Origin of the sequence: Brevundimonas sp. (genome assembly GCF_041911375.1) — a bacterium.
GTDB lineage: Bacteria > Pseudomonadota > Alphaproteobacteria > Caulobacterales > Caulobacteraceae > Brevundimonas.
Window position 1 is genome coordinate 254,742 of record NZ_JAYRPA010000025.1, and the last position, 25,106, is coordinate 279,847.

Sequence of the window (25,106 nt, forward strand, 5' to 3'; positions counted from 1 at the left end):
AGCCGTTAGCGCAGCGACAGGCGCTAACCCAGGGCGCGCCGAACGTAGTGGTCCGCCAGCAGGCCGTCGACCGCCTCCTCCACATCCTCGAAGGCGTCGATCAGCACGTCGCCGCCCAGTTCCTCGACCGGCACAGGGGTGTAGCCGAACGTCGCCAGGATGCACGGCATGCCCGCGTCGCGCGCCGCCCCCGCGTCGGGCGCCGCGTCGCCGACCATGACCGCGCGCGCCGGGTCGCCGCCGATCTGCGTCACCGCCTCGATCAGGTGCGCGCCCGCGGGCTTGCGGGCGCTGACCCGGTCGGGGCCCACGACGGCGGCGAAGTGGCGCATCAGGTCCAGCTTCTCCAGCAGCAGCTCCGACAGGTCCGAGCGCTTGTTGGTCGCCACCGCCAGCCGGGCGCCGCGCGCCGCCAGCCGCTCCAGCGTCTCGACCACCCCGTCAAACGGCCGGCTGCCCTCGGCGATGCGGCCGGCGTAGTCGACCAGGAACCGCTCGAACAGCGCCTCCGAGCGCGCCCGCTCCACGTCCGCCCCGGCCGCCTCGAAACCGTGGACCAGCAGCGCCCGCGCCCCCGATCCGATCAGCGCCGAGGCCGCCTCCATCTCCACCGGCGGCAACCCCTCCTCGACCAGCAGCCGGTTCAGCGCGCCGATCAGGTCCGGCGCGGAATCGACCAGCGTCCCGTCCAGGTCGAACAGGATGGTCCATCCCTCCAGATCGCGATCGGTCATCCGCATCTCCCTTTGGCGCGCATGATGGGTTAAGGCCGGGACGACTAGCCGCCGGGACGATTCATGACCAGAGCACGCGCCGCCATCATCCTCGCCGCCGGACAGGGCACGCGGATGAAGTCGCCTCTTCCCAAGGTCCTGCACCCGGTCGGCCAGCGCGCCATGCTGGATCACGCGATCGACGCGGCGGAAGGCCTGGGCTGCGAGCGCATCGTCGTCGTCGTCGGCGACCACTCGCCCCAGGTCCGCGCCCATGTGGAGAAGCGTCTCGGCGCCCAGGCCGTCGCGGTCCAGGACCCGCCGCTGGGCACCGGTCACGCCGTCCGCGCCGCCGAACAGGCCCTGGCCGGCTTCGACGGCGACGTGGTCGTCACCTACGGCGACGTGCCCCTGCTGAAGGCCGCCGACATCGCCCCGGTCTTCGGCGGCGAAGGCGTCACCGTCATCGGCTTCGAGGCGCGCGATCCCGGCGCCTACGGCCGCCTGGTGATCGAAGGCGACACGCTCGTCGCCATCACCGAGGCCAAGGAGGCCTCGCCCGAGGTCCTGGCCCTGACCGCCTGCAACTCGGGCGTCATGGCCGCGCCGGCCGCCGTGCTGTTCCAGCTGCTGGCGCAGGTTACGAACGACAACGCCAAGGGCGAATACTATCTGACCGACGTGGTCGAATTGGCGCGCAAGGCGGGTCATCCGACCCGCGCGGTCTTCGCCGACGAGGATGCGGTCATGGGCGTCAACGCCCAGGCCGAACTGGCCCAGGCCGAGGCCCTGTTCCAGAAGGTCCAGCGCGAGACCTTCCTGGCCGCCGGCGTGACCATGAGCGCGCCCGACACCGTCCACTTCGCCTGGGACACCCAGGTCGGGGGCGGAACCGTCATCGAGCCCTTCGTCGTGTTCGGCCCCGGCGCCGTCATCGAAGGCGGCGCCCGCATCCGCAGCTTCAGCCACGTCGAAGGCGCCCGCGTCGCCTCGGGCGCCGAGGTCGGCCCCTACGCTCGCCTGCGTCCCGGCGCGGACCTGGCCCAGGGCGTCAAGGTCGGCAACTTCGTCGAAGTGAAGAACGTCACGATGGAGAAGGGCGCCAAGGCCAACCACCTGGCCTATCTGGGCGACGGCGCGGTCGGCGCGGGCGCCAACATCGGCGCCGGGACCATCTTCTGCAACTACGACGGCTTCAACAAGGCCCGCACCCAGGTCGGCGCGGGCGCCTTTGTCGGCTCCAACTCCAGCCTGGTCGCGCCCGTCGTTATCGGCGCCGGCTCCCTGATCGCCTCCGGCTCCGTCGTCACCGAGGACGTGCCCGCCGACGCCCTGGCCTTCGGCCGCGCCCGCCAGACCAACAAGCCCGGCGCGGCTGTCGCCTTCCGGGAACAGGCCAAGGCCAGGAAGGACGCGAAATCGAAATGAGCGACCTGCAGAAGAAGAACGCCGGCGAGGCCGCCGCCCAGCACGTCGAGGCGGGCATGGTCGTGGGCCTGGGCACCGGCTCCACCGCCGCCTGGTTCGTCAAGGCGTTGGCGGCGCGCAACCTCTCGGGCCTGCGCTGCGTCCCCACCTCGGAAAAGACCGCAGACCTGGCGCGGGAGCTGGGCCTGACCCTTTCGACGCTGGAGGACACGCCGCGCATCGATCTGACCGTCGACGGCGCCGACGAGGTCGGTCCGGGCCTGGCCCTGATAAAGGGCGGCGGCGCGGCCCTGTTGCGCGAGAAGCTGGTGTGGGAGGCTTCGGCCCGCTGCATCGTCATCGCCGACCACGCCAAGGTCGTGCCGGTGCTGGGAACCTTCCCCCTGCCCATCGAGGTGGTCGCCTTCGGCCACAAGACCACCGGCAACCGCATCGCCGATGTTCTGATCGACCACGACATCAACACGCCCGCGCGCGTCCGCCAGGCCGATCGCGGCCTGGTCCGCACCGACGGCGGCAACCTGATCTACGACGCCGCCTGCAAGGCCATCCAGGACCCCGCCCGCCTCGCCGACGACCTGAAGCTGATCACCGGCGTGGTCGAACACGGCCTGTTCCTCGACCTCGCCGACCTGGCCATCATCGGCACGGACGACGGGTTCGAGACGATCAATCCCTGACCAGGTTCAGCCGATCAATCTTCTTCACCCCGAAGCGCCCCATGTGCGCGCCGAATTGAGCTTACGATCTCCGAGCGGCCGGCCCTCATATTCTTCCGCGTCCGTTCCGCGGAGTACAGGCCGTCGAGATAGGCCTTGTCCCAGTCCGTCAGCGACATCGCGGCTTCCGGCTGCTCAAACACGTTCAGAATGGAGGCGTAGCCGCTCGTATCCGCTTCAGGATCGATCTGAGCGAAGGTGACCATCGCCGTATAATCCGCCAGTTGCTGGATCGACACATTGGCGATCTGGTCCACGTCTATGATGACGATGGTGCGGAAGATGTCGTCGACGATTTGAGTGCTGAGCCGGGAGGCGGCGAAAACGTTCACTACCGGCGCGTAATCGTACGGGCTATCGCAGGGGGCCTGACATTCTCCGGGAATGCGTACCGCACGCGCGCCGGTTTCGGAATCCACCGGCATCGACACCTGCCACCAACGCACGGGTTTGTCCGACGCCTGAAAGGCTCGCAAGGCCGCGCCTCCGCGATCCATTCCCGGCCCGCCCATGCGGAACGCCCTGGAACGCCGCTCCACCAGGTGCTGCGCTGCGGCCTGGGCGTCCGCCGACGCGATGATCAGCACATTGGGGCTGCATCCCGGAGCGCCCGGCTTCAATCCGATATCCTCTGCGACCGTGGAAACGCGATCCACGATGTACTGCGCCGGCTCGCCCTGAAGGTTTGCAACGCCAACGCATACTGACTCGCTCCAACGAGCGATGCCTCGCCCGCTGTTGGGCGCCGCCACCTCGTCCACGAAGTTGCGGATCATCTCATCCAGCGGCCGACCCACGACCTCGACGTCCTGAAGCCTCACAGCCGAATCCGCCGCCGGATCGGGTTGCGGAACGTCGTCATGCGGCGGGAGGGGCTGCAGCCCGATCAGCGTCGCCAGCAGAACGGCCAACATCGCCACCTCCCGTGAATGCGATCCACACAACCTAGGTCGGATCCCGACTACCGTCAAACGACCGCAAGCCGCCCGCCTTGCCGCCACGCTCGGCGGCGCCTAAGTCCGGTCGGCCTCGCGGTTCGCCGCCCGGCGTTCACACCATTCAGACGATTCACACCGTGTTTTTCGGCGCGCGCGCCGGGATTTCACACTATTCAGACGGTTCAGACTCTCTTTTCCCGGTCTGACCCCCGGAGCATCCGATGGCCGATTACGACTACGACCTCTTCGTCATCGGCGCCGGCTCCGGCGGTGTGCGGGCCGCCCGGCTGACCGCGCTGGACGGCAAGAAGGTCGCCGTCGCCGAGGAGTATCGCGTCGGCGGCACCTGCGTGATCCGGGGCTGCGTCCCCAAGAAGTTCATGGTCATGGCCTCCGAGGTCAGCCACGCGCTCGAGATCGCCGAAGGCTACGGCTGGTCGTTCGACAACGCGAAGTTCGACTGGCCTGCGTTTCTCGAGGCCAAGGATGTCGAGATCGCCCGCCTGTCCGGCATCTACGCCGCCAATCTGGGCAAGGCCGGGGTCGAGCTGGTCCACGGCCGGGCGGTGCTCAAGGACGCCCACACCGTCGAGATCGTCGGCAAGAACCGCACCATCACGGCCGAGAAGATCCTGATCGCCACCGGCGGACGCCCCTGGGTCCCGCAAGACCTGCCGGGCGTCGAGCACGCCATCACCTCGGAAGAGGCCTTCCATCTGCCCGAACTGCCCAAGCGAATCCTGATCGCGGGCGGGGGCTATATCGCGGTGGAGTTCGCGGGCATCTTCGCCGGACTGGGCGTCGAAACCACCCTGATCTATCGCGGCCCCAACATCCTGCGCGGCTTCGACGACGATGTGCGCGCGCACCTGGCCGGCGAGATCGAGAAGCGCGGCGTCAAGGTCATCCTAGGCTGCCAGCACGAGAAAATCGAAAAGACCGCGACCGGCCTGGTCAACCATCTGGAAAACGGCATGAAGCTGGAGACGGACGTGGTCATGTTCGCCACCGGCCGCATCCCGCACGTCAAGGACCTGGGCCTGGAGGCCGCGGGGGTCGAGCTGAACGACGAGGGCGCGATCAAGGTCGATCCCTATTCCAAGACCACGGCCGACAACATCTGGGCCATCGGCGACGTGACCGACCGGATGAACCTGACGCCGGTCGCCATCCGCGAGGCGGTCGCCTTCCACCAGACCGTCTATCGCGACAATCCCCAGCACTTCGACTACGAGGCCGTCGCCACCGCCGTCTTCAGCCAGCCGCCCGTCGGCGTGGTCGGCCTGACCGAGGCCGAGGCGCGCCGCAGCTGCGCCAAGGGCGTGGACGTCTATGTGACCCGCTTCCGGCCGATGAAGTACGCCTTCACCGGATCTGACGAACGCGTCTTGATGAAGCTGGTGGTCGACGCCGACACCCAGCGCGTCGTCGGCGTTCACATCGTCGGCCCCGAAAGCCCGGAGATGATTCAGCTGGCCGCCATCGCCGTGAAGGCCGGTCTGACCAAGGGCCAGTGGGACGCCACCTGCGCCGTCCACCCGACCATGGCCGAGGAGCTGGTCACCCTGAAGGAGAAGCAGTCCGCCGCGAACATGGCCGCGGGCTGAGGCGGTTCAGGGCCGCCCCCGTTCCCGGAACCGCTGCAGGATGTCCAGGCGCGCCGAGAACGGCGCCGGCGCGACGAACGGTCCCTCGTTGCCGAAGGTCATGATCCGTTGATCGTTCCCCGTCACCCGGGGCCAGGCGGGGCGGCCCGGTCCGTCGGGATCTCCCGAACGGGCGAAGGCGGTCCAATAGCCCATCATGGCCTCGGACGCCCGCCGGTCCCGCTCCTCGACCGGATACGGCAGGATGCCCAGGTTGCCGAAGACATAGGGCCGCTCGACCGCATGGCTGGCCCCGTTGTGAGGCTCCGGGCCCGCCGTGGACGTCACGTCGAAGCGGTAGAGGTAGGTAGGATGACCCGCCGCCGCGTGCAGCCGGGCCAGGTTCCGCGCCGGCTCCGTGAAGACCAGGTCCGTCACCACCTGGGCGTCGAAACCCTGGATCCCGCCGTAGGCCTGAACCGCCTCGGCCCGCTCCAGCCAGGTCATGTCGTCGTCGATCAGGCCATAGCCCGATCGGTCCGTCGGTTTGATCCACCAGAACTCGGCGCTGTTGGTGCCGATGACATAGGGCACGGGCGCCTGGCCGCCGGCCCGGAACACCGCCTCGACCCGATCCGGCACGACCACGCCGTCGATCAGGTTCAGGTCGCCGTTGGCGAAAGAGGGCGCCGGTCCCAGGAAGGTTTCCGGCGGCGCGGCGCGCAGGGCCTCCGCGGTGGTCAGACCCGCCGCGGCGCCCCACGCCTGGCCTCGCTCCCGCGCCGAGGGGCTTCCGCCCGGTCCCTTGCGATCGAGGGGAATCTGCAGTTCCCGCCCCAGCCCCGACTGGACCACCGCCTTGTGGAAGAGGCCCCGCGCCTTGGGCGAGATCATCAGCCGGTTCACCAGAACGCCGCCCGCCGACTCGCCGAACACGGTGACGTTGGCCGGATCGCCGCCGAAGGCCGCGATGTTCGCCTTGACCCACTCCAGCGCCGCGATGACGTCCATCACGCCGTAGTTCCCCGCCGCTTCTTCCGCGGGCCGCTCCGCCGCCAGCGCCGGGTGATCAAAGAAGCCCAGCCGGCCCAGCCGGTAGTTCAGCGTCACCACCACGACGCCGCGCCTCGCAAGGTCGTCGCCTTCGTAGAGCGCCGCCGTGCCGGAGCCGTTGATCAGCGCCCCGCCGTGGATCCACACCATGACCGGCGCGCGCGCGCCGGTCTGCTGCGTCGTCCAGACGTTCAGGTTCAGGCAATCCTCGCTCATCGGCGGGGGACCGACGCCGGGATCGCCATTGGCCGGCGGCTGGATGCAGATCGCGCCATAGGCGGTGGCGTCGCGCCGGCCCGTCCACGCGGTCGGCGGCTGCGGCGGCCGCCAGCGCAACGGCCCGACCGGCGGCGCCGCATAGGGAATGTTCCGGTACGAGGCGACCGTGTCCTCCACGCGGCCCGCCAGCACGCCCTGGCTCAGGCGCGCCTCGGCATGCTGCTGCGTGTCCACCTGGCCCGCCATCAGGGCCAGGGTGGCGAATGCGCCTACGAAAGTCATGCCCCGTGCTTAGCAAATTCTTCCGACACGCCAACAATGATGCCGCCGCTTTCGTCGGTCGCGAACCTTTTTGCATCACGTGCGTTAGCTGAGGCGCTTGGGGACGTGCATTGATCGATTCTAAAATACATTCACCGCCCGCCGTGGACCTCGCGGCGGCTTTTGAAGCTTCACCCAACCCTTACGTCGTGATGACGCCCGATCTGACGATCGTCGGCGCCAATCGCGCTTATCTGGACGTCACCTCGTCCCGACATAACGAGATTATCGGCCGGTCGCTGTTCGCGGCTTTCGACTCTGGGCCCAGCGGGGACGCGCCCGAGAACGTCCGGCGGGTCAAGGCCTCGCTGGAAAAGGCCCGCGACACCCGGCAGACCGATCATCTCGCGATGGTGAGCTTCTCCATCGCGCGCACCGGCGCAGACGGCGTCCAGACGTTCGAAGACCGGTTGTGGAGCGCCACGCACACGCCGATCCTCAACGCCGACGGCGAGGTGATCTACCTGCTCCAGCACACGATGGATGTGACGGATCTGAAGCGCACCCCCGCGGATACGGCCGAGCCGGTCAGCGCGCTGGACGCCATCGTGGGCGGCGCTGTGCTGCGCCGCGCCAAGGTGGTGCAGGAAGACAATCTTCGCCTCGAACGCGAGCGGAACCGTCTGGTCGAGATGTTCATGCAGGCGCCGGGATTTGTGGCGATCCTGTCGGGCCCCCGCCACGTCTTCCAGATGTACAACGCGGCCTACCAGCAACTGATCGGCCGGCGCGACGTGTCGGGCATGGCGATCCGCGACGCCCTGCCCGAGTTGGCGGGACAAGGCTTCTACGAGTTCCTCGACGAGGTGTTCGCCACGGGCGAAGCCTATGAGGGCCAGGAAAGCCGGGTGCAGTTGCAGCGCCGCCCCGAGGGGCCGCTGGAAGACCTCTATCTCAACTTCATCTACCAGCCGATCCGCAACGAGGACGGAGCGGTGGTCGGCATATTCGTTCAGGGCCACGACGTCACCGAGAACGTCCTCTCGGCCGAGCGTCAGAAGCTGATGATCGACGAGTTGAACCATCGGGTGAAGAATACGCTGGCGACCGTCCAGTCCATCGCGATCCAGACGGCCCGCTCGCACGCCGACCCCGCAACGTTCGCCGAGGCCTTCCAGTCGCGGATCATGGCCCTGTCGCACACGCACAACCTGTTGACGCGCAGCCATTGGGAAGGCGCCGACCTGCGCGCCATCCTGGAGCACGAAACCGAGGCGTTCGGCCCATTGCGCATGAGCCTGAATGGTCCGCCGGTGGCGCTGGAGCCGGCGATGGCGCTTTCGCTGGGCATGATCTTTCACGAGCTGGCCACCAATGCGGCCAAGTACGGCGCCCTGGCGGCTCCCGAGGGTCGCGTGATGGTGGACTGGACGCTGGCGGACCAGCGCTCGCCCCGACTCCGGCTGACCTGGCGGGAGATTGGCGGCCCGGCCGTTTCGGAGCCCGATCGAAAAGGTTTCGGCAGTCGATTGATCGAACGAAACATTCGGCATGATCTGGCGGGGGAGATCGATCTGGTCTACGCCGCCGATGGATTGATCGCGGAACTGAATGTTCCGCTGGACAGGGACCAAATGCGATGACCCAGCCCCTGAATGGAAGGCGCGTTCTCATCGTCGAGGACGAATCCCTGGTGGCGATGCTGCTTGAGACGATCCTGGAAGACATGGGCTGCACGCCCGTGGGCCCGGCGGCCAATATCGACGAGGGCGCCGCCCTGGCCCGGGACGAGGCCGAACTGGACGCCGCCCTGCTCGACGTCAACGTCGCGGGCCGCCAGGTCTTTCCCGTCGCCCAGGCGCTGAAGGCGCGGGGCGTGCCCTTCGTCTTCTCCACCGGCTACGGCGAAGGCGGTCTGCCCGACGAGTGGCGCGGCAATCCGACCATCCAGAAGCCCTTCACCGAGGCCGCCGTGCGCGACGCCTTGATGAAGGCGATGGGCGTGGCCGAGGTCTAACGCTTCAGGTCTTTCAGGACGGCCCGCGCGGCGTTGTGGCCCGGCGCCCCGGTCACGCCGCCGCCCGGATGGGCGCCTGACCCACACAGATAAAGGCCCGGCACCGGCATGCGGTGATCGGCGTGGCCCAGCACCGGACGCGCGCTGAACAGCTGGTCGAGGGTCAGCCGCCCGTGGAAGATGTCGCCGCCGACCAGGCCGAACCGGCGCTCCAGGTCCCGGGGTCCCAGCGCCAGGCGTCCCACGACCGAGGCCTTGAAGCCCGGAGCATGCGCGTCGATGGTGTCGATCATCAGGTCGCCGACGGTGTCGCGGTGCTGGTCGGCGAGGTCCGGCGCGACATGCTGGCAGAACAGGCTGGCGACGTGCCCGCCGGGCGGCGCCAGGCTGTCGTCCAGCGTGGAGGGTATCAGCATCTCGACGATCGGCTGGGATGACCAGCCGTTCAGCCGCGCCTCCGCATGGGCGCGATCCATATAGGCCAGGCTCGGCGCGACGATGATCCCCGCCGTCAGGTGATCCCCGGGCTCCGGATGGGCGGTGAAGCGCGGCAGTTCCGACAGCGCCACGTTCATCCGGAACGTCCCAGACCCCGACGCATAGCGACCGATCCGCTCGAGGAAGTCGGCGGGCGCCGCCGCCCTGTCGACCAGCCGATCGAACAGCAGGCGCGGATGCAGGTTTGAAACGACCGCGCGCGCCCTGACCACATCGCCCGCTTCCGTCGCGGCCCCGACCGCCCGGCCCTTCTCGGTCAGCACTTCGACGACCGGCGCCTCCAGCCGCAGCTCGACGCCTGCCTCGGCGCACGCCCCGGCCATGGCCTGCGTGATGGCCCCCATGCCGCCGATGGCGTGGCCCCAAGCGCCGCGGCGGCCGTTCACCTCGCCAAAGACGTGATGAAGCAACACATAGGCCGAGCCCGGCGTGTAGGGGCTGGCGTAGTTGCCGACGACGCTGTCGAAGCCGAACAGCGCCTTGATGGGATCGCTCTCGAACCAGCCGTCCAGCCAATCGCCGGCCGACTTGGTGAACAGGTCCAGCAGATCGCGCCGCCCGGTCACGTCAAGCGCAGCGACGCGACACCCGACTGCGCCCGCCTTCAGCATCTCGGGCAGGGCGGCGATCCAGCCGCCGTCGGACATGTTCGGCGGCGCGGTAAGGATTAGGCCGCGCAGGATCGAGGCGACGGTCTCCAGCCGTCTTTCGTAGGCGTCCAGTCGCTCGGCGTCGCGGGCTGAAAAGCGCGCCACCTCGGCCTTGGTGCGCCCCTCCCCCGCCGCCAGGGCGCGCCCGTCCGGCAGGGGCAGAAAGTTCGCCATGCGGCGCTCGACGACGCGCAGCCCGTGCCGCGCCAACGCCATGTCGGCGATGATCCTGGGATTGAGCAGGCTGACGGTGTAGCTGGCGGTGGAGTTGCGAAACCCGGGATGGAACTCCTCGGTGACTGCGGCGCCGCCGACGACCGCCCGCCGCTCCAGCACCACGACCTTCAGGCCCGCCCGCGCCAGATAAAAGGCGCACACCAGTCCGTTGTGTCCGCCGCCCAGGATGACGACATCGGTCTTGGTCTTCGCCATGGCCCCTCCGTCAGGCCGGCGCGCCGGCGAGATAGCGCCGATGCAACAGCGGCCTGCCCAGCCAGTACGACAGTTCGGCAGGCCGGGCGACATCCCACACCGCCAGGTCGGCGACAGCGCCGGGCGCGATCACTCCGTGCTGCGCCAGACCCAGCGCCTTGGCGGCGTTTCGGGTGGCGCCCGCCAGCGCCTCTTCCGGCGTCAGGCGGAACTGCACGCAGGCGAGGTTCAGCGCCGTAGTCATCGACGCCAGCGGCGAGGTGCCGGGATTGCAGTCGGTCGCCACGGCCATCGCGACCCCGTGCCTGCGCAACAGCTCGACCGGCGGCGCCTGGGTCTCTCGCAGCATCAGGAAGGCGCCCGGCAGCAGGACCGCGACCACGCCGGCCTCGGCCATGGCCGCCACGCCCGCCTCCGTCGCATGTTCGATGTGATCGGCCGAAAGCGCGCCGTATCGCGCCGCCAGCGCGGCGCCGCCGCTGTCCGACAGCTGATCGGCGTGCAGCTTCACCGGCAGCCCCAGGCTCGCCGCCTTGTCGAACAGGCGCGCGACCTCCTGCTCCGAAAAGGCGATGGGCTCGCAGTAGGCGTCCACGGCGTCGACCAGCCCCTCGGCATGGGCCGCGGGCAGGATTTCATCCACAGCCTTGTCCACATAGGCGGCGCGATCGTCCCGATGCTCTGGCGGGACCGCGTGAAGGCCCAGATAGCTGGTGCGGACCCGCACGCGCCCTTCCCGGCCGATCCGCCGGGCCACGCGCAACATCTTCAGCTCCGTCTCGAGATCCAGGCCATAGCCGGACTTGATCTCGACCGTCGTGACGCCGGTGCCGGTCAGTCCCTCAAGCCGGGTCATGGCCGAGGCGAACAGGTCCGCCTCCGAAGCCGCCCGTGTCGCGCGCACGGACGAGACGATGCCGCCGCCTGCACGGGCGATGTCTTCATAGGTCGCCCCGCCCAGTCGTTGCTCGAATTCACCGGCGCGATCGCCGCCGAAGACCAGATGGGTGTGGCAGTCGATCAGACCGGGCGTCACCCAGCGCCCGCCCAATCTTTCGGTCTCCACGCCATCGCCTGCAGGCCGCTGGTCGCGCGGCCCGACCCAGGCGATCCGACCGTCGCGGATGAGAATGGCCGCGTCCTCGATCGCGCCATAGGCCGCGCCGCCCTCGCTCATGGTGGCGACGTGGCAGTCGGTCAGCAGACGGTCGGCGGTCATCGGCGATCCTCGCGCGAGGAGAAGCGGGCGACCAGATCATAGCGGTCGCCGGGGAAGGTCTGCGAGACCCGCGTCACGCCCTGCCCGTCCCTCCATGTCCGCCGCTCGACGCACAGGCAGGCTGCGCCCGTCTTCAGTCCCAGCAGGCGCGCCTCGCGGGCGTCGGCCTCGACGGCCGAGATGCGGTTCTCGGCCTGGGTCCAGGGCGCGAAGTCCAGAAGCCAGCTTCCTGGCGGAACCGTATGAAAATCGACGTTTATCGCTTCCGGCGCGGCCGCCAGCGCGATCAGTCGACGCTCCAGCGCCAGAGGCAGGCCGTCGGCGCTGTGCAGGCAGGTCAATCCGAGCAGCAGGCCGCCGGCCGCCAAGTCGGTCTCGTCCGCCGTCGTCGCCGGACGCTCGGTGCGTTCAAGAAGGGCGTAGCCGTAGCTCTGGCCCCGCTCCAGCACCTCGGCCCTCAGGTCGGGAATGGCCAGGACGGCGGCGTGCGCCCGGGGTTGGGCGACGAAGGTCCCCGCGCGACGGCGTCGGGTGACCAGCCCCCGTTCGGCCAGCTCAGAGATGGCCTTGTTCACCGTCATGCGGGAACAGCCATACCGCGCCGTCAGTTCGTGCTCGAAGGGAATGCGGTCCCCGGGCGCCCAGTCGCCCGACAATATGCGCCCCTCCAGATCGGCGTAGATGCGGCGATGAAGCGGCTCGACGGCGTCCCTCATCCAAGCACCGCCGCCAGCGCCTGGCGATAGCGGGCCTCGACGGCGTCGCGGGCGAGGTGACGGCCGTCCTTCACCACCTGCCGCCCGGCGCGCCAGACGGATGCGACCGAACCCGTCGGGGCGGCGAAGATCCAGCTGTCCAGAATGGCGTCGCCGACGCGATCCGCGAAGGCCGCGCGGCCGGCGTCCAGACTGACGATGTCGGCGGATCGTCCCACCGACAAGCCGCCCTCGACGCCGCTCGCCTGGCCGCCGCCCCTGAGCGCGCTGTCGAACAGGGCGCGCCCCGTCGATCGCTGCGCATCCGCCATCAGGGCGCGTCCTCGCCGCGACAAACGCTGGCTGTATTCCAGCATCCGCAGTTCCTCGGCCAGGCCGATCTGCACGTTGGAGTCCGTTCCCACGCCGAACCGGCCGCCGTCGGCCACGAGGTGCGCCGCCGGGAAGATTCCGTCGCCCAGATTAGCCTCTGTGATCGGGCACAGTCCGACCACGGCTTCACGGCGGGCGACCTCGCGGCGCTCGGCCTCTGTCACGTGCGTGGCGTGGATCAGGCTCCAGCGCGGATCGACGGGCGCATTGGCCAGCAGCCATTCGACCGGCCTTGCGCCCGACCAGGCCAGGCAGTGCTCGACCTCACGCGTCTGCTCGGCCACATGGATGTGGATGGGGCCGCCGCCGGCCAGCGCCGGCACGGCCGCCAGCTGTTCCGGGGTGACCGCCCGCAGACTGTGGGGGGCGACGCCGACGACGGCGTCCGTCAGGCCGCCCGTCAACGCCTTGCCTCTGGCGACCAGTTCGGCGAACCCGTCCAGGTCGCTGATGAAACGCCGCTGCCCGTGCGCCGGCGCCTGCCCGCCGAATCCGGAATGAGCATAGAACACCGGCAGCAGCGTCAGGCCGATCCCCGTCTCGGCCGCCGCCGCCACGATGCGGGAGGCGATTTCGGCACGGTCGGCATAGGCGACGCCGGCGGGGTCATTGTGCAGGTAGTGGAACTCGGCGACGCGGGTGAAGCCGCCCTCCAGCATCTCGATGAAGGCCAGGGCGGCGATGGCCTCGATCTCCTCCGGCCCGCCGCGATCGAGGAATCGGTACATCAGCGCGCGCCAGGTCCAGAAGTCGTCGTCCGCCGGGCCGCGCGCCTCGGTCAGCCCGGCCATGGCGCGCTGGAAGGCGTGGCTATGGACATTGGCGACGCCCGGCAGGGCGACCCCGCCGCCCTCGTCCCCGGCGGCGCGGGCGACGCCCGTCTCGATCCGCGCGATCCGACCCTGCGCCACGCCGATCCGGACGTCGCGCGCCCAGCCGTCGGGCAGAAGGGCCGTCTCGAACCACAGAGTGCGATCCACAGGCTGCGGCTTCGTCGTCACTGGACAGTCCCTGACGGTTAAGATCAATATGTCTAGACATACCACGGTGGATCGATTTGGCGAGGGAGGCCGATGACGCAGGACTGGCTGACCATCCACGAGGGCTCGGCTCCGCTTGTGATCGGCCTTCCGCACACTGGAACCGACATTCCCCAGGCCATCGAAGCGCGGATGACCTCGCCGTGGCTGGCGCGCAAGGATGCGGACTGGTGGGTGGACCGGCTGTATGATTTCGCTGCGGAGATGGGCGCCACCCTGGTGCGCACCGGCGTGTCGCGCAGCGTGATCGACGTCAATCGCGATCCCTCCGGCGTCTCGCTCTACCCCGGCATGACGACGACCAGCCTTTGCCCGACCGAGACCTTCGACGGCGAGCCGCTGTATCGCGACGGAGAGCAACCCGACTCCGCCGAGATCGAGGAAAGGCGGACGCTGTGGTTCGACCCCTATCACGCCGCCCTGCTGCACCAGATCGAGCGACTGCGCAAAGGCGGGCCGGTCGTCCTGTATGACGCCCACTCGATCCGCTCGGTCGTGCCGCGTCTGTTCGAGGGCGAGCTGCCGCAGTTCAATATCGGCGACAACGGGGGCGCGACCTGCGCCACCGAACTCACGCGCGCGCTCGAGACGGCCTGCGCCGACAGCGGTTTGAGCCAGGTGACCAACGGCCGGTTCAAGGGGGGCTGGACCACCCGTCACTATGGTCGCCCGGAGGCCGGCGTCCACGCCATTCAGATGGAGCTGGCGGACCGGGGCTACATGGCCGATCCCGCCGGCCCGGTCACGCCCGACAACTGGCCCAGCGCCTATAAGCCCCAGCACGCCGAACCAATGCGCCGAAACCTGCGCCGGATTCTGACCGCCTGCATCGCCTTTGCGGAAAGCCAACGATGAACGCCCCGAACGCCCGTATCGTCCGCAGCCCGCGCGGCCCGGAGAAGACCGCCCGCACCTGGGCCGCCGAGGCGGCCATGCGGATGCTGATGAACAACCTGGACCCCGAGGTGGCCGAGCGGCCGCAGGATCTGGTCGTCTATGGCGGCATCGGCAAGGCGGCGCGCGACTGGACCGCCTTTGACCGGATCGTGGAGACCCTGAAGGATCTGGGGGCGGAAGAGACCCTGCTGGTCCAGTCCGGCAAGCCCGTGGGCGTTTTCCGCACCCATGCCGACGCGCCGCGCGTGCTGATCGCCAACTCCAACCTGGTGCCCAAGTGGGCGACCTGGGAGCATTTCAACGAGCTCGATCGCAAGGGGCTGATGATGTACGGCCAGATGACGGCCGGGTCGTGGATCTACATCGGCACGCAGGGCATCGTCCAAGGCACCTACGAGACCTTCATGGAGGCCGGTCGCCAGCATCATGGCGGCGACTGGTCGAGCAAATGGATCCTGACGGCGGGCCTGGGCGGCATGGGCGGAGCCCAGACGCTGGCGGCCACCATGGCCGGGGCGTCCTGCCTGGCGGTGGAATGCCAGCGCAGCCGCATCGAGATGCGGCTGAAGACCCGCTACCTCGATGTCATGGCCGAGACGCTGGATCAGGCGCTGGGTTTGATCGAAGACGCGAACCGGGTCGGAAAACCGATATCTGTCGGCCTGTTGGGAAATGCGGCTGATATCCTGCCTGAACTTGTGAAGCGCGGCGTGCGGCCCGATCTGGTGACGGATCAGACCAGCGCCCACGATCTGGTGAACGGCTATCTTCCGGCCGGCTGGACCGTCGCGGAATGGGAAGACAGGCGCCAGTCCGATCCCGCAGCCGTCGAGGCCGCCGCCCGGCGGTCCTGCGCCGTCCACGTCCAGGCGATGCTTGATTTCCAGAAGGCCGGCGTCCCCGTCGTCGACTATGGCAACAACATCCGTCAGGTCGCCTTCGACCAGGGCGTCCATAACGCCTTCGACTTCCCCGGCTTCGTCCCGGCCTACATCCGCCCGCTGTTCTGCCGCGGCATCGGGCCGTTCCGCTGGGCCGCCCTGACCGGCGATCCAGACGACATCCGCAAGACGGACGCGGCTATGAAGCGGCTGTTTCCCGACAACGCCGGCCTTCACCGCTGGCTGGACATGGCGGGCGAACGCATAGCTTTTCAAGGACTTCCGGCGCGAATTTGCTGGATCGGTTTGGGTGATCGCCACCGCGCCGGTCTGATGTTCAACGACATGGTGGCGTCCGGCGAACTCTCCGGTCCGATCGTCATCGGCCGCGATCACCTGGACAGCGGCTCGGTGGCCAGTCCGAACCGCGAGACAGAGGCGATGATGGACGGGTCCGACGCCGTGTCCGACTGGCCCCTGCTGAACGCCCTGCTGAACACGGCGTCCGGCGCCAGCTGGGTGTCGCTGCACCACGGCGGCGGGGTCGGCATGGGCTATTCCCAGCATTCAGGCGTCGTCATCGTCGCCGACGGCACGCCCGAGGCGGCGGCGCGCCTGGAGCGCGTTCTTTGGAACGACCCGGCGACTGGGGTCATGCGCCATGCCGACGCCGGCTACGACATCGCCCGCCAGGCCGCGCGCGAGCACGGCCTGACCCTGCCGAGCCTCACCTGACCGAACGGGCCGGTTCGCCTTCGCAACTCTGAGGACGCTGCATGGAATTCGCCGCCGTCGCCCTGCCTCTGGCCCTGGGGATCATCATGTTTGGCCTCGGGCTGGACCTGACCCCCGCCGACTTCGCGCGCGTCGCCAGACGGCCCAGGGCGGCCGGCGTCGCCCTGGGCTGCCAGTTGCTCCTGCTGCCGACGATCTGTTTCGCGCTGGTGCTTCTGTTCCGTTTGCCGCCCATCTTGGCCGTCGGCATGCTGCTGCTGGCTGCTTCGCCCGGCGGCACGACGGCCAACCTCTACAGCCACCTTTTCCGGGGCGATGTGGCGCTGAACATATCCCTGACGGCGATCAACTCCGTCATCGCCGTCGTCACCCTGCCGGTCATCACCAATCTGGCCATCGCCTGGTTCCAGCCGGGCGACCTGTCCGTGGGGCTGCAGTTCAGGAAAACGCTCGAGGTGTTCCTGATCGTCCTGGCGCCAGTGGCGCTGGGCATGACCGTCCGCGCGCTCAAGCCCGGCTTCGCCGCGGCCATGGACAAGCCCGTTCGCATCGCATCCGTGGTGATCCTGGTCCTGGTGATCGCGGGATCGGTCGCCAGCAGCTTCGATCTTCTGGCGTCGAACGTCCTTCTGCTGGGCGGTGTCGCCACGACGTTCTGCGTGCTGAGCCTGGCGGTCGGCTATGTGGTTCCGCGCCTGCTGCAGATCGACAGGCCCCAGGCCGTCGCCAGCGCCTTCGAGGTGGGCATCCACAACGCCACCCTCGCCATCGTGATCGCGCAAGGCGTGCTTCAGCAGCCGGAGATGTCGCTGCCGGCCGCCGTGTACGGCGTGCTGATGTTCCCGATCGCGGCGCTGTTCGGACTATGGATCACCCGGCGGCGGCCCGGCTGAGCCGCACACAGATTCCCGATCCCGTTCAGGGACAGGCAGAAACAGACATGACCCTTATCCTCGGCCAATCCCCCCTCACCCTCGCCCAGCTGCGCGCCGTCCTTGATGGTCCGGTCAGCGTCGAACTGGCGCCCGCCGCATGGGCCGACGTCGACAGGGGCGCAGCCGTAATCGCCGACATCGTGGCCCAGGGTCGCACGGTCTATGGCGTCAACACCGGCTTTGGCCTGCTGGCCAACACCTCCATCGCGCCCGGCGATCTGGAGACCCTGCAACGCAATCTGGTGCTCAGCCACGCCTGTGGCGTGGGCCCGCTGCTGCCCGACGCCGTGACGCGGCTGCTGATGGTGCTGAAGATCGCGTCCCTGTCGCGGGGCGCCTCCGGCGTTCGGCGCGAGACGCTGGAGGCCCTGCTGGCGCTGGTCAACGCCGAGATCCTGCCCTGCATTCCGTCGAAGGGATCGGTCGGCGCCTCGGGCGACCTGGCGCCGCTGGCGCACATGAGCTGCGTCCTGATCGGCGTGGGCGAGGCGCGGCTGAACGGCCAGACGCTGGACGCCGAGACGGCGCTGGCGAAGGCGGGGCTGAAGCCCCTGACCCTGGGCCCCAAGGAAGGCCTGGCGCTGCTGAACGGCACCCAGTGTTCGACCGCCCTGGCGCTGGCCGGCCTGTTCGCGACCGAGGATGTGTTCGCGGCGGCGATCGCCGCCGGCGCCCTTTCGGTGGATGCGCTGAAAGGCTCGGACGCGCCCTTCGATCCGCGCATCCACGCGCTGCGCGGCCAGCCGGGCCAGATCGCCGTCGCCGCCCGCCTGCGTGAACTGATGGCGGGGTCGGCCATCCGCGACAGTCATCGCGACGACTGCGCCAAGGTGCAGGATCCCTATTCCCTGCGCTGTCAGCCCCAGGTCATGGGCGCTGTGCTGGACCTAATGCAGTCCGCGGCGGCGACGCTGGAGCGGGAAGCCAACGCCGTCACCGACAATCCGCTGGTCTTCATCGACGACGGCGACGTCATCTCGGGCGGAAACTTCCACGCCGAACCCGTTGCTTTCGCTGCGGATCAGATCGCCATGGCCCTATGCGAGATCGGCAACGTCTCGGAACGTCGGACCTCGATCCTGGTCGACCCCAAGATGAGCGAGCTGCCGGCCTTCCTGGTGAGGGAGAGTGGGCTGAACTCGGGCTTCATGATCGCCCAGGTGACGGCGGCGGCCCTGGTCGCCGAGAACCGGATGGTCGCGCATCCGTGCAGCGTCGATACGGTCCCGACCAGCGCCAACCAGGAAGACCACGTCTCCATGGCCACCCACGGCGCCCGTCGTCTGCTGGACATGGCCGAGAACACGGCGACCGTGGTCGGCATCGAATTGCTGGCGGCGGCGCAGGGACTGGAGTTCCACCGGCCGCTGGCCAGTTCTCCCGCTCTGGAACAGGTCTTCGCGATCGTGCGCGAGGCCGCCGCCCCCTACGCCAGCGATCACTATTTCGCCCCCGACATCGCCCGCGCGACCGACGGCGTGCGCGAGGGCCGGTATCGCGCCTTCGCCAGAGCCATCCTGCCTTCGGCCTGATCAGCCCCCCTGCCGATCCGCGGGCGGGTCCGGCTCGCCCTCGCTCATCTCCTCGCGCGCGGCGGCCATCACGTCGTCGGCCGCGTCGTTGGCGGTCGGGGCGCTGCGCTGCGGGAAACCGCCCGTCGCCGGACGCACGCCGTAGCCGAGGCGCTGAAGCGCGTCCTCGCCCTCCATGCCGAAGGCGGCGCGCAGACGGATGTCGGTCTGAGAGACGGGCACTTCCACCCCGGCGGCGTCCAGGGCGTCGGCGATGAGCCAGGTATAGGCGGCATGCATGGCCGCCGGCCGCTTGACCGCCTCGCGCGTCGGCCAGACCAGCAGTTCGAACGACAGCCCCTTGTCGCCAAAGGCCACCAGCCAGACCTGGCTTTTGCGTGTTTCGGTCTCGGGCAAGGTGAAGGGGCTGGCCCTTGCGGCGGACAGCACGGCGTCGCGCACCTTTCCGCGATCCGATCCGTAGGCCACGGAGAAGGGCACATGAATGCGTCGCGTGTCGCCCTTCAGCGTCCAGTTCGTGACAGGCTGCTCGATCAGGCGCGAGTTGGGGACCAGCACATTGACGTTGTCATTGGTGCGAACGCGGGTGGCGCGCGGACCGATTTCCATGATGGCGCCGCGAATGCCGATGTCCTCGATCTCGATATAGTCGCCGACGGAGACCATCCGGTCGAAGATCAGGAACAGGCCCGACACGAACTCCTTGACCACCCCCTGCAGGCCCAGGCCCACGCCGATGCCGAGCGCGCCGGCGAAGACCGTCAGGGATGACAGGTTCACGCCCGCCGCCGAGATCGCGGCCATGACGCCCACCACGATGATGCCGTAGGCTGTCAGCCGCTCCAGCAGATAGACGGCCTGACGTGTCCGGTCGGCCCGTTCGCGGACCCGGCGGAGCGCCCGCGTGACCAGCCAGCTGGCGGCCAGCGCGAGGATCAGGATGACGGCGGCGCTGACCAGCCCGCCCAAGGTGATCGTCGTCCCCGCGATCCGCGCGACCTGCGATTGCTCCAGTGTGTTGAGGCCGAGCGACGTCGGGATCTGAGTCATGCTGATTCAGCGCTCGGCCAACGGTCAAGGTTCCCGCGGGAGGCGGCCTCGGCGACGCAAATCACGAAACGAGGGCCGCGCGGATGATCAAGGTTCGCGTTGCGCGTTGGCGGGCTGACGCTCGACGGTCAGAGCGTAAGCCCCGGTCTGATTGGGTCCATAGGCGCGCGCCCGAACCACGTACCAGCCGTCGTCCGGCGCCGTCCAGTCGAGCCGGGCGTGCGTGTCCGACAGACCATCGTCGTCATTTGCGATGCTGTCGAAGTCTTCCCCGTCCTCACCCAGATCGATGAAGGCGTCGAAGGCGTTCGACACCATCGTCAGCCGCAGTTTTTCGTCCTTCTTGGCTTGGAACCGATAGGCGTCGAAATAGGCGCCTTCTTCGCTGATGGCGTCCGTCTCGCCCAGGCTTCCGCGCGCCGTGGCGCCGACCAGCAAACTGCCTGGCCTGGGCTCCGGCCCAAGATCCACGAGCTCGATCGAGTACAGGCCGCGTCCCTCCGCATCCAGCGGCTGGGCGCGGACGACATAGTCGCCCGTCTCCGGAAGGGAGAAGGTCAGCCGGGAGTCTGTGCCTTCGGCCAGGCCGTCGTCATCGCTGCCCAGCGCCGCGAAATCGTCGCCCGCCGCGCCGATCTCGACGAAGGCGTCGAAATCGCCCGAGCGAACGATGACCTGAACGCGCTGTCCTTCGGTTCCGCTGAAGACATAGGCGTCATACCGCTTGCCGCCGTCGCCCTGGGGGTCGTCGTCGGTGATCTCGCCCTCGACCGTCTGGCCGAAGACGGCGGCGGCGGGCGCGGGCGGCGGCGGGATGTCGGACAGCCTCAGCTCGTAGTCGCCCTCGGCCTCTTCGCCAAAGGCCCGCGCCTCGATCAGATACTCCCCGTCGGCGTCGAGCGTGTGGGTCAGGCGCGAATCGGTCCCCTGCCCCAGACCATCGTCGTCCTCGGCCAGCACAGCGTTGTCCGACAGCCGGCGCAGGGTCAGATAGGTGTCGAAGTCGTCAGACGACATCTCCGCAGCGATCCGCTGGCCGGCCACGCCAGTAAAGCGGTAAAGATCGGCGGGCTGGCCGTCCTCGTTTGCGCTGCTGCCCTGCCCCAGGGCGCCCTCGACCTCGTCGCCGATGGCGATCGGCCGGGACGGCGGCGGCGGCGGGGCCTGTTCCAGACCGATCGTATAATCGCCCTCGCCCTCGCTCAGCGCCGTGGCGCGAATGACATAGTCGCCGGCGGCCGGGGCGATGAACAGCAGGCGCGAGTTCAGCCCGCCGCCTGACGCATCGTCGTTCTGGCCCAGCTCCTCGAAAGCCGGCCCGTTCATGCGACCGATCCGCACCATGGGATCGAAGGCCTCGGAGTCGAGCGTCACCACCAACCGATCGCCGGCCGCGGCCCGGAAGGCGTAGGCGTCGTAGCGGCCACCGTCTTCCATCTCGGGATCGCGCGCCGTCAGGGCGCCCTTCAGAGACTGCCCCAGACGAATGCCCGTCGGCCGGGGCGCCCGGGGCGGGCGGGGCCGTTCGCGCAGCGACAGGCTGTAGTCGCCGCCCTGCAACCCGGCCAGATTGCGGGCGCGCAGGATGTAGGCGCCGTCCGCCTCAGGCGTGAAGCGCAGGCGCGCGTGCGTGCCCTCGCCCAGACCGTCGTCATCCTCGGCGATCGCCTCCTCGCCGTCCTGGGCGCGAAACTCCAGAACGGCGTCGAAATCATCGGCGCGCAGCAAGGCCTCCAGCCGCTGCCCGGCGCGGGCCTGGAAGCTGTAGTCGTCGTAGCGGTAGGCGTCCTCGGCCGCGACGGGGTCGCCGTCGGCCAGGGCGCCGTCGATGCTCGCGCCGATGCGCAGAGGGCGCGCGTCCTGCCCCGCGGCCGGTCCGGCGGCCCACATCAGGGCCAGGGCGCTGCACGCGGCGATCGACGAACGCGTCATGAATTTCTCCTGTTTCGGCGGCGATCATAGACGCCGAACGGCGACGGCTGTAAATCGCCGCCATCCTCATTTTCCAGCCCGGAGTCCGCATCATGTCGGCCCAGCCACCGCGCGCGAGCCTGATCGACGGCAAGGCCTTCTCGGCCGCTCTGGTGGACCGCGTCGCCGCGGCGGCCGCCCGTCTCGAGGCCGCCCACGGCGTCAAGCCGGGCCTGGCGGTCGTCATCGTCGGCGAGGATCCCGCCAGCCAGCTCTATGTACGCAACAAGGGCGAAACGACGGTTCGCGCCGGCATGCGATCGGACACCCATCGCCTGTCCGAAACGACGACGCAGGACCAGCTGCTGGCGCTGATCGATCAGCTGAACGCCGACGCGGGCATCCACGGCATCCTGGTGCAGCTGCCGCTGCCCGCCCACATCGACGCCTCGGTGGTGCTGGACGCGATCGATCCGGACAAGGACGTGGACGGCTTCCACGTGGTCAACGCCGGGCGCCTGGCCGTCGGCCTGCCGGGGCTGGTCCCCTGCACGCCCCTGGGCTGCCTGATGTTGCTGAAGGATCAGCTGGGCGACCTGTCGGGCCTCAACGCCGTGATCGTCGGACGCTCCAACATCGTCGGCAAGCCGATGGCGCAGTTGCTGCTGGGCGAAAGCTGCACCGTCACCATCGCCCACTCCCGGACGCGCGACCTGCCGGCCCTGTGCCGCACCGCCGACATCCTGGTCGCCGCCGTCGGCCGGCCGGAGATGATCCGCGGCGACTGGATCAAGCCCGGCGCGACGGTGATCGACGTCGGCATCAACCGCGTGCCGTCGGCCGATCCCGAAAAGGCCGCGCAAGGCAAGACCCGCGTGGTCGGCGACGTCGCCTTCGCCGAGGCCGCCGAAACGGCCGGGCGCATCACTCCGGTGCCCGGCGGGGTCGGCCCGATGACCATCGCCTGCCTGCTGGCCAACACCTACGCCGCCGCCTGTCGCGCCAACGGGATCGAACCGGACTCGCTGGACGCTTGAAGCTCGGCGGACGAGCGTCGATACTCTTTCCAACGGCGCATCGCCGACAGGGAGAGAACATGGTCCGCCTCAACGCCCGCGCGCTTGCCTTGACGACCGCGCTCGTGATCACGCCGGCCGTCGCCGGCTGCGGCTACAACACCATCCCGACACAGCAGGAGCGGGCCGAGGCCGCCTGGGCCGACGTCCAGAGCCAGTACCAGCGCCGCGCCGACCTGGTGCCCAACCTCGTCGCGACGGTCCAGGGCGCAGCGATCCAGGAGCGCACGACCTTGACGGACGTGATCAACGCCCGGGCCCGCGCCACCTCGGTCAACATCTCGGCCGATGACCTCGACAACCCTCAGGCGTTCCAGCAGTACCAGCAGGCGCAGGGCCAGCTGAGCGGCGCCCTGTCGCGCCTGCTCGTCTCCGTCGAGGCCTATCCGCAGCTTCAGGCGAACCAGAACTTCCTGACCCTGCAGGCGCAACTGGAAGGCACCGAAAACCGCATCGCCATCGCGCGCCGCGACTACAACGAGGCCGTCCGCGCCTACAATACGACCCTGCGCACCTTCCCGAACGTGATCTGGGCCAAGACCCTGCACGCCGGGTCGCAGCCGATGCAGCTGTTCACCGCCACAGCGGAGGCGCAGTCGGCGCCGCAGGTCGACTTCAACCTCGGCGCACCGCCCTCGAACGCCTCGGCGGCGCCGGTCGCTCCCGGCGCGACCCCGCCCGCCCAGTGAGGTCTTTCCCCGCCCTGGCCCGGCGCGGCCGTGGTCTGATCGGCCTGATGACGAGCCTGATGATGGGCCTGCTGCTTGCGACGCAGGCGGCGGCCCAGGGCGCGCTGGACTTCCCGCCGCTCACGGGGCGCGTCGTCGATCAGGCGAACCTGCTCAGCCCCCAGACCGAACAGGCCCTGACCGAGAAGCTGGCGGCGCTGGAGGCCGAATCCAGCGACCAGCTTGTGGTCGTGACCCTGAACAGCCTGCAGGATCAGGAGATCGAGGATTACGGCTACCGGCTGGGCCGCGCCTGGGGGATCGGCCAGAGCGAGAACGACAACGGCGCCCTGCTGATCGTCGCGCCCAACGAACGCAAGGTCCGCATCGAAGTCGGTTATGGGCTCGAGCCGATCCTTACGGACGCATTCTCATCCCTGGTCATCCAGAACGAGATCCTGCCGTCCTTCCGGCAGGGGGATTTCGAAGGGGGAATCGTCAAGGGCGTCGACGCCCTGGTGACGCAGTTGTCGCTCGACCCGGCGGAGGCCGAGGCGCGCGCGGCGGCCGTCGAAGTCGAAAAGCCGGGCGTTCCGGTCGTGGCGCTCGTCATCGTGGGCTTGGTGTTCCTGTTCATCTTCCTGGGCGTGATCGGGTCGCTGTCCGGCGGACGTCGGCACCGACGCGACGGCGTGACGCCGATCCTGATCTGGGCCGCGTCGGAAGCGCTGAAGAACTCCAGCCGCGGCGGACGCGGCGGCTGGGGCGGCGGAGGATTTGGCGGGGGCGGCTTCGGCGGCGGGGGCGGAAGCTTCGGCGGCGGCGGCGCTTCGGGAGGGTGGTGATGCGCTTGACCGATCAGGATCAGGCCCGCGTGGCCGCCGCCATCGCCCAGGCCGAGGCGCGAACCTCGGGCGAGATCTTCTGCGTCGTCGCGCGTCGGGTGTCGTCCTATGTGGACGTCAGCCTGGGCTGGGCGGCGGCTGCGGCCCTGATCCTGCCGATGGGACTGATTCCGCTGGGGTTCGACGCGGCGTGGTTCCCCGGCCTGGGCGACACCTGGGAGGCCGCTCATCTCGCCGATCGACAGATGACCGTCGGTCACGCGCTCGGCGCCTATGCGGTGGTGCAGGCGGCGGTGTTCGTCGCCGTCTTTCTGTTGACCCGCATTCCGCTGGTGCGACGCTGGGCGACGCCGAGAAGCGTCCGACGCGCCCGCGTTCGGCGCGCCGCCGTCCAGCAATTCCTGGCCCATGGCGTGCACGTGACCGACAAGCGCACCGGCGTCCTGATCTTCGCCGCCCTGGACGATCACCAGGTCGAACTGGTGGCCGACGAAGGCATCCACGCCCGCGTGGACCAGGGCGTCTGGGCCGACGCGGTCGCGGCCCTGCTGCGGGAGATGAAGGCGGATCGGCCCGTGGCCGGCTTCGAGGCGGCCATCGACCTGTGCGGTCGGGTGCTGGCCGAACATTTTCCGCCCCGCGCCAACGACGCGAACGAACTGCCGGACCACCTGGTGTTGCTCTAGACGCGACTGTCGTCACACGGTCGCAATCC

Annotated in this window: 22 protein-coding genes; 13 read left to right on the forward strand and 9 right to left on the reverse strand. The window is 69.1% G+C overall.

Features of this window, described 5'->3' with window-relative positions; translation table 11 throughout:
* Positions 1 to 23: 23 nt before the first annotated feature.
* A complete protein-coding gene (locus ACE3PU_RS06340) occupies positions 24 to 740 on the reverse strand; it encodes an HAD-IA family hydrolase (RefSeq protein WP_374387800.1) in 717 nt (238 codons plus the stop codon).
* Positions 741 to 797: 57 nt separating this feature from the next.
* Here ACE3PU_RS06340 and glmU point away from each other — a divergent pair, with 57 nt between their 5' ends.
* Together glmU and rpiA are read left to right on the forward strand one after the other, a co-directional pair.
* The gene (glmU, locus tag ACE3PU_RS06345) at positions 798 to 2,141 is read left to right on the forward strand and encodes a bifunctional UDP-N-acetylglucosamine diphosphorylase/glucosamine-1-phosphate N-acetyltransferase GlmU (RefSeq protein WP_374387802.1); all 1,344 of its coding nucleotides are present in this window, start codon (positions 798 to 800) and stop codon (positions 2,139 to 2,141) included.
* Entirely contained in the window at positions 2,138 to 2,821 is a 684-nt protein-coding gene (rpiA, locus tag ACE3PU_RS06350; protein WP_374387804.1) for a ribose-5-phosphate isomerase RpiA, read from the forward strand. Before glmU ends, rpiA begins: the two co-directional genes overlap by 4 nt.
* A 14-nt stretch (positions 2,822 to 2,835) precedes the next feature.
* On the opposite strand, the gene ACE3PU_RS06355 is transcribed toward rpiA, so the two are convergent.
* On the reverse strand, positions 2,836 to 3,774 hold the full coding sequence (locus tag ACE3PU_RS06355; protein WP_374387806.1) for a hypothetical protein: 939 nt from the start codon (positions 3,772 to 3,774) through the stop codon (positions 2,836 to 2,838).
* Between the two features lie 245 nt (positions 3,775 to 4,019).
* Between ACE3PU_RS06355 and gor the strand changes: the two genes are divergently transcribed.
* The gene (gene gor / locus ACE3PU_RS06360; protein WP_374387808.1) at positions 4,020 to 5,405 is read left to right on the forward strand and encodes a glutathione-disulfide reductase; all 1,386 of its coding nucleotides are present in this window, start codon (positions 4,020 to 4,022) and stop codon (positions 5,403 to 5,405) included.
* Positions 5,406 to 5,411: 6 nt separating this feature from the next.
* Here the strand turns inward: gor and ACE3PU_RS06365 are convergent, their stop codons facing one another.
* On the reverse strand, positions 5,412 to 6,938 hold the full coding sequence (locus tag ACE3PU_RS06365; RefSeq protein ID WP_374387810.1) for a carboxylesterase/lipase family protein: 1,527 nt from the start codon (positions 6,936 to 6,938) through the stop codon (positions 5,412 to 5,414).
* Positions 6,939 to 7,081: 143 nt separating this feature from the next.
* Here ACE3PU_RS06365 and ACE3PU_RS06370 point away from each other — a divergent pair, with 143 nt between their 5' ends.
* Together ACE3PU_RS06370 and ACE3PU_RS06375 are read left to right on the forward strand one after the other, a co-directional pair.
* The gene (locus ACE3PU_RS06370) at positions 7,082 to 8,560 is read left to right on the forward strand and encodes an HWE histidine kinase domain-containing protein (RefSeq protein ID WP_374387812.1); all 1,479 of its coding nucleotides are present in this window, start codon (positions 7,082 to 7,084) and stop codon (positions 8,558 to 8,560) included.
* The gene (locus tag ACE3PU_RS06375) at positions 8,557 to 8,934 is read left to right on the forward strand and encodes a response regulator (RefSeq protein ID WP_374387814.1); all 378 of its coding nucleotides are present in this window, start codon (positions 8,557 to 8,559) and stop codon (positions 8,932 to 8,934) included. The genes ACE3PU_RS06370 and ACE3PU_RS06375 overlap by 4 nt, the downstream gene beginning before the upstream one ends.
* Here ACE3PU_RS06375 and ACE3PU_RS06380 read toward each other — a convergent pair.
* From ACE3PU_RS06380 to ACE3PU_RS06395, 4 genes are read right to left on the reverse strand one after another with little or no spacing between them, the layout of a single operon-like run.
* Positions 8,931 to 10,514 carry a phytoene desaturase family protein gene (locus ACE3PU_RS06380; protein WP_374387816.1) on the reverse strand — a complete coding sequence of 528 codons (1,584 nt, stop codon included), beginning with the start codon at positions 10,512 to 10,514 and terminating at the stop codon, positions 8,931 to 8,933. The genes ACE3PU_RS06375 and ACE3PU_RS06380 overlap by 4 nt on opposite strands.
* 10 nt (positions 10,515 to 10,524) lie before the next feature.
* Complete coding sequence (hutI, locus tag ACE3PU_RS06385) at positions 10,525 to 11,733, reverse strand: imidazolonepropionase (RefSeq protein ID WP_374387818.1); 1,209 nt, start codon at positions 11,731 to 11,733, stop codon at positions 10,525 to 10,527.
* On the reverse strand, positions 11,730 to 12,449 hold the full coding sequence (hutC, locus tag ACE3PU_RS06390) for a histidine utilization repressor (protein WP_374387820.1): 720 nt from the start codon (positions 12,447 to 12,449) through the stop codon (positions 11,730 to 11,732). Before hutC ends, hutI begins: the two co-directional genes overlap by 4 nt.
* Positions 12,446 to 13,822: a formimidoylglutamate deiminase gene (locus ACE3PU_RS06395; protein WP_374387822.1), complete on the reverse strand. Its 1,377-nt coding sequence runs from the start codon at positions 13,820 to 13,822 to the stop codon at positions 12,446 to 12,448. Before ACE3PU_RS06395 ends, hutC begins: the two co-directional genes overlap by 4 nt.
* A 72-nt stretch (positions 13,823 to 13,894) precedes the next feature.
* Between ACE3PU_RS06395 and hutG the strand changes: the two genes are divergently transcribed.
* The 4 genes from hutG to hutH are packed head-to-tail and all read left to right on the forward strand — an operon-like array spanning position 13,895 to position 18,841.
* Positions 13,895 to 14,716 (forward strand): N-formylglutamate deformylase, encoded by an 822-nt coding sequence (gene hutG, locus ACE3PU_RS06400; protein ID WP_374387824.1) that lies wholly within the window; start codon positions 13,895 to 13,897, stop codon positions 14,714 to 14,716.
* Positions 14,713 to 16,374 carry a urocanate hydratase gene (gene hutU, locus ACE3PU_RS06405; protein ID WP_374387827.1) on the forward strand — a complete coding sequence of 554 codons (1,662 nt, stop codon included), beginning with the start codon at positions 14,713 to 14,715 and terminating at the stop codon, positions 16,372 to 16,374. The genes hutG and hutU overlap by 4 nt, the downstream gene beginning before the upstream one ends.
* A gap of 41 nt (positions 16,375 to 16,415) precedes the next feature.
* Positions 16,416 to 17,267 (forward strand): bile acid:sodium symporter family protein, encoded by an 852-nt coding sequence (locus tag ACE3PU_RS06410; RefSeq protein WP_374387829.1) that lies wholly within the window; start codon positions 16,416 to 16,418, stop codon positions 17,265 to 17,267.
* A gap of 47 nt (positions 17,268 to 17,314) precedes the next feature.
* Positions 17,315 to 18,841 carry a histidine ammonia-lyase gene (hutH, locus tag ACE3PU_RS06415; RefSeq protein WP_374387831.1) on the forward strand — a complete coding sequence of 509 codons (1,527 nt, stop codon included), beginning with the start codon at positions 17,315 to 17,317 and terminating at the stop codon, positions 18,839 to 18,841.
* Here hutH and ACE3PU_RS06420 read toward each other — a convergent pair whose 3' ends face one another.
* Together ACE3PU_RS06420 and ACE3PU_RS06425 are read right to left on the reverse strand one after the other, a co-directional pair.
* Positions 18,842 to 19,891, reverse strand: coding sequence for a mechanosensitive ion channel family protein (locus ACE3PU_RS06420; RefSeq protein ID WP_374387833.1), 1,050 nt, complete (start codon positions 19,889 to 19,891; stop codon positions 18,842 to 18,844).
* 87 nt (positions 19,892 to 19,978) lie between these two features.
* Positions 19,979 to 21,823, reverse strand: a complete 1,845-nt coding sequence (locus ACE3PU_RS06425; protein WP_374387835.1) for a PPC domain-containing protein — start codon at positions 21,821 to 21,823, stop codon at positions 19,979 to 19,981.
* A gap of 92 nt (positions 21,824 to 21,915) precedes the next feature.
* On the opposite strand from ACE3PU_RS06425, the gene ACE3PU_RS06430 reads away from it, so the two are divergent.
* Genes ACE3PU_RS06430 through ACE3PU_RS06445 form a run of 4 tightly spaced genes read left to right on the forward strand, consistent with a single transcriptional unit; the run spans position 21,916 to position 25,077 of the window.
* The gene (locus ACE3PU_RS06430) at positions 21,916 to 22,839 is read left to right on the forward strand and encodes a bifunctional methylenetetrahydrofolate dehydrogenase/methenyltetrahydrofolate cyclohydrolase (protein ID WP_374387838.1); all 924 of its coding nucleotides are present in this window, start codon (positions 21,916 to 21,918) and stop codon (positions 22,837 to 22,839) included.
* 59 nt (positions 22,840 to 22,898) lie between these two features.
* Positions 22,899 to 23,567: a LemA family protein gene (locus ACE3PU_RS06435; RefSeq protein ID WP_374387840.1), complete on the forward strand. Its 669-nt coding sequence runs from the start codon at positions 22,899 to 22,901 to the stop codon at positions 23,565 to 23,567.
* Positions 23,568 to 23,614: 47 nt separating this feature from the next.
* Positions 23,615 to 24,391: a YgcG family protein gene (locus tag ACE3PU_RS06440; RefSeq protein WP_374387892.1), complete on the forward strand. Its 777-nt coding sequence runs from the start codon at positions 23,615 to 23,617 to the stop codon at positions 24,389 to 24,391.
* Positions 24,391 to 25,077, forward strand: a complete 687-nt coding sequence (locus ACE3PU_RS06445; protein ID WP_374387842.1) for a TPM domain-containing protein — start codon at positions 24,391 to 24,393, stop codon at positions 25,075 to 25,077. Before ACE3PU_RS06440 ends, ACE3PU_RS06445 begins: the two co-directional genes overlap by 1 nt.
* The last annotated feature ends 29 nt before the right edge of the window (positions 25,078 to 25,106 follow it).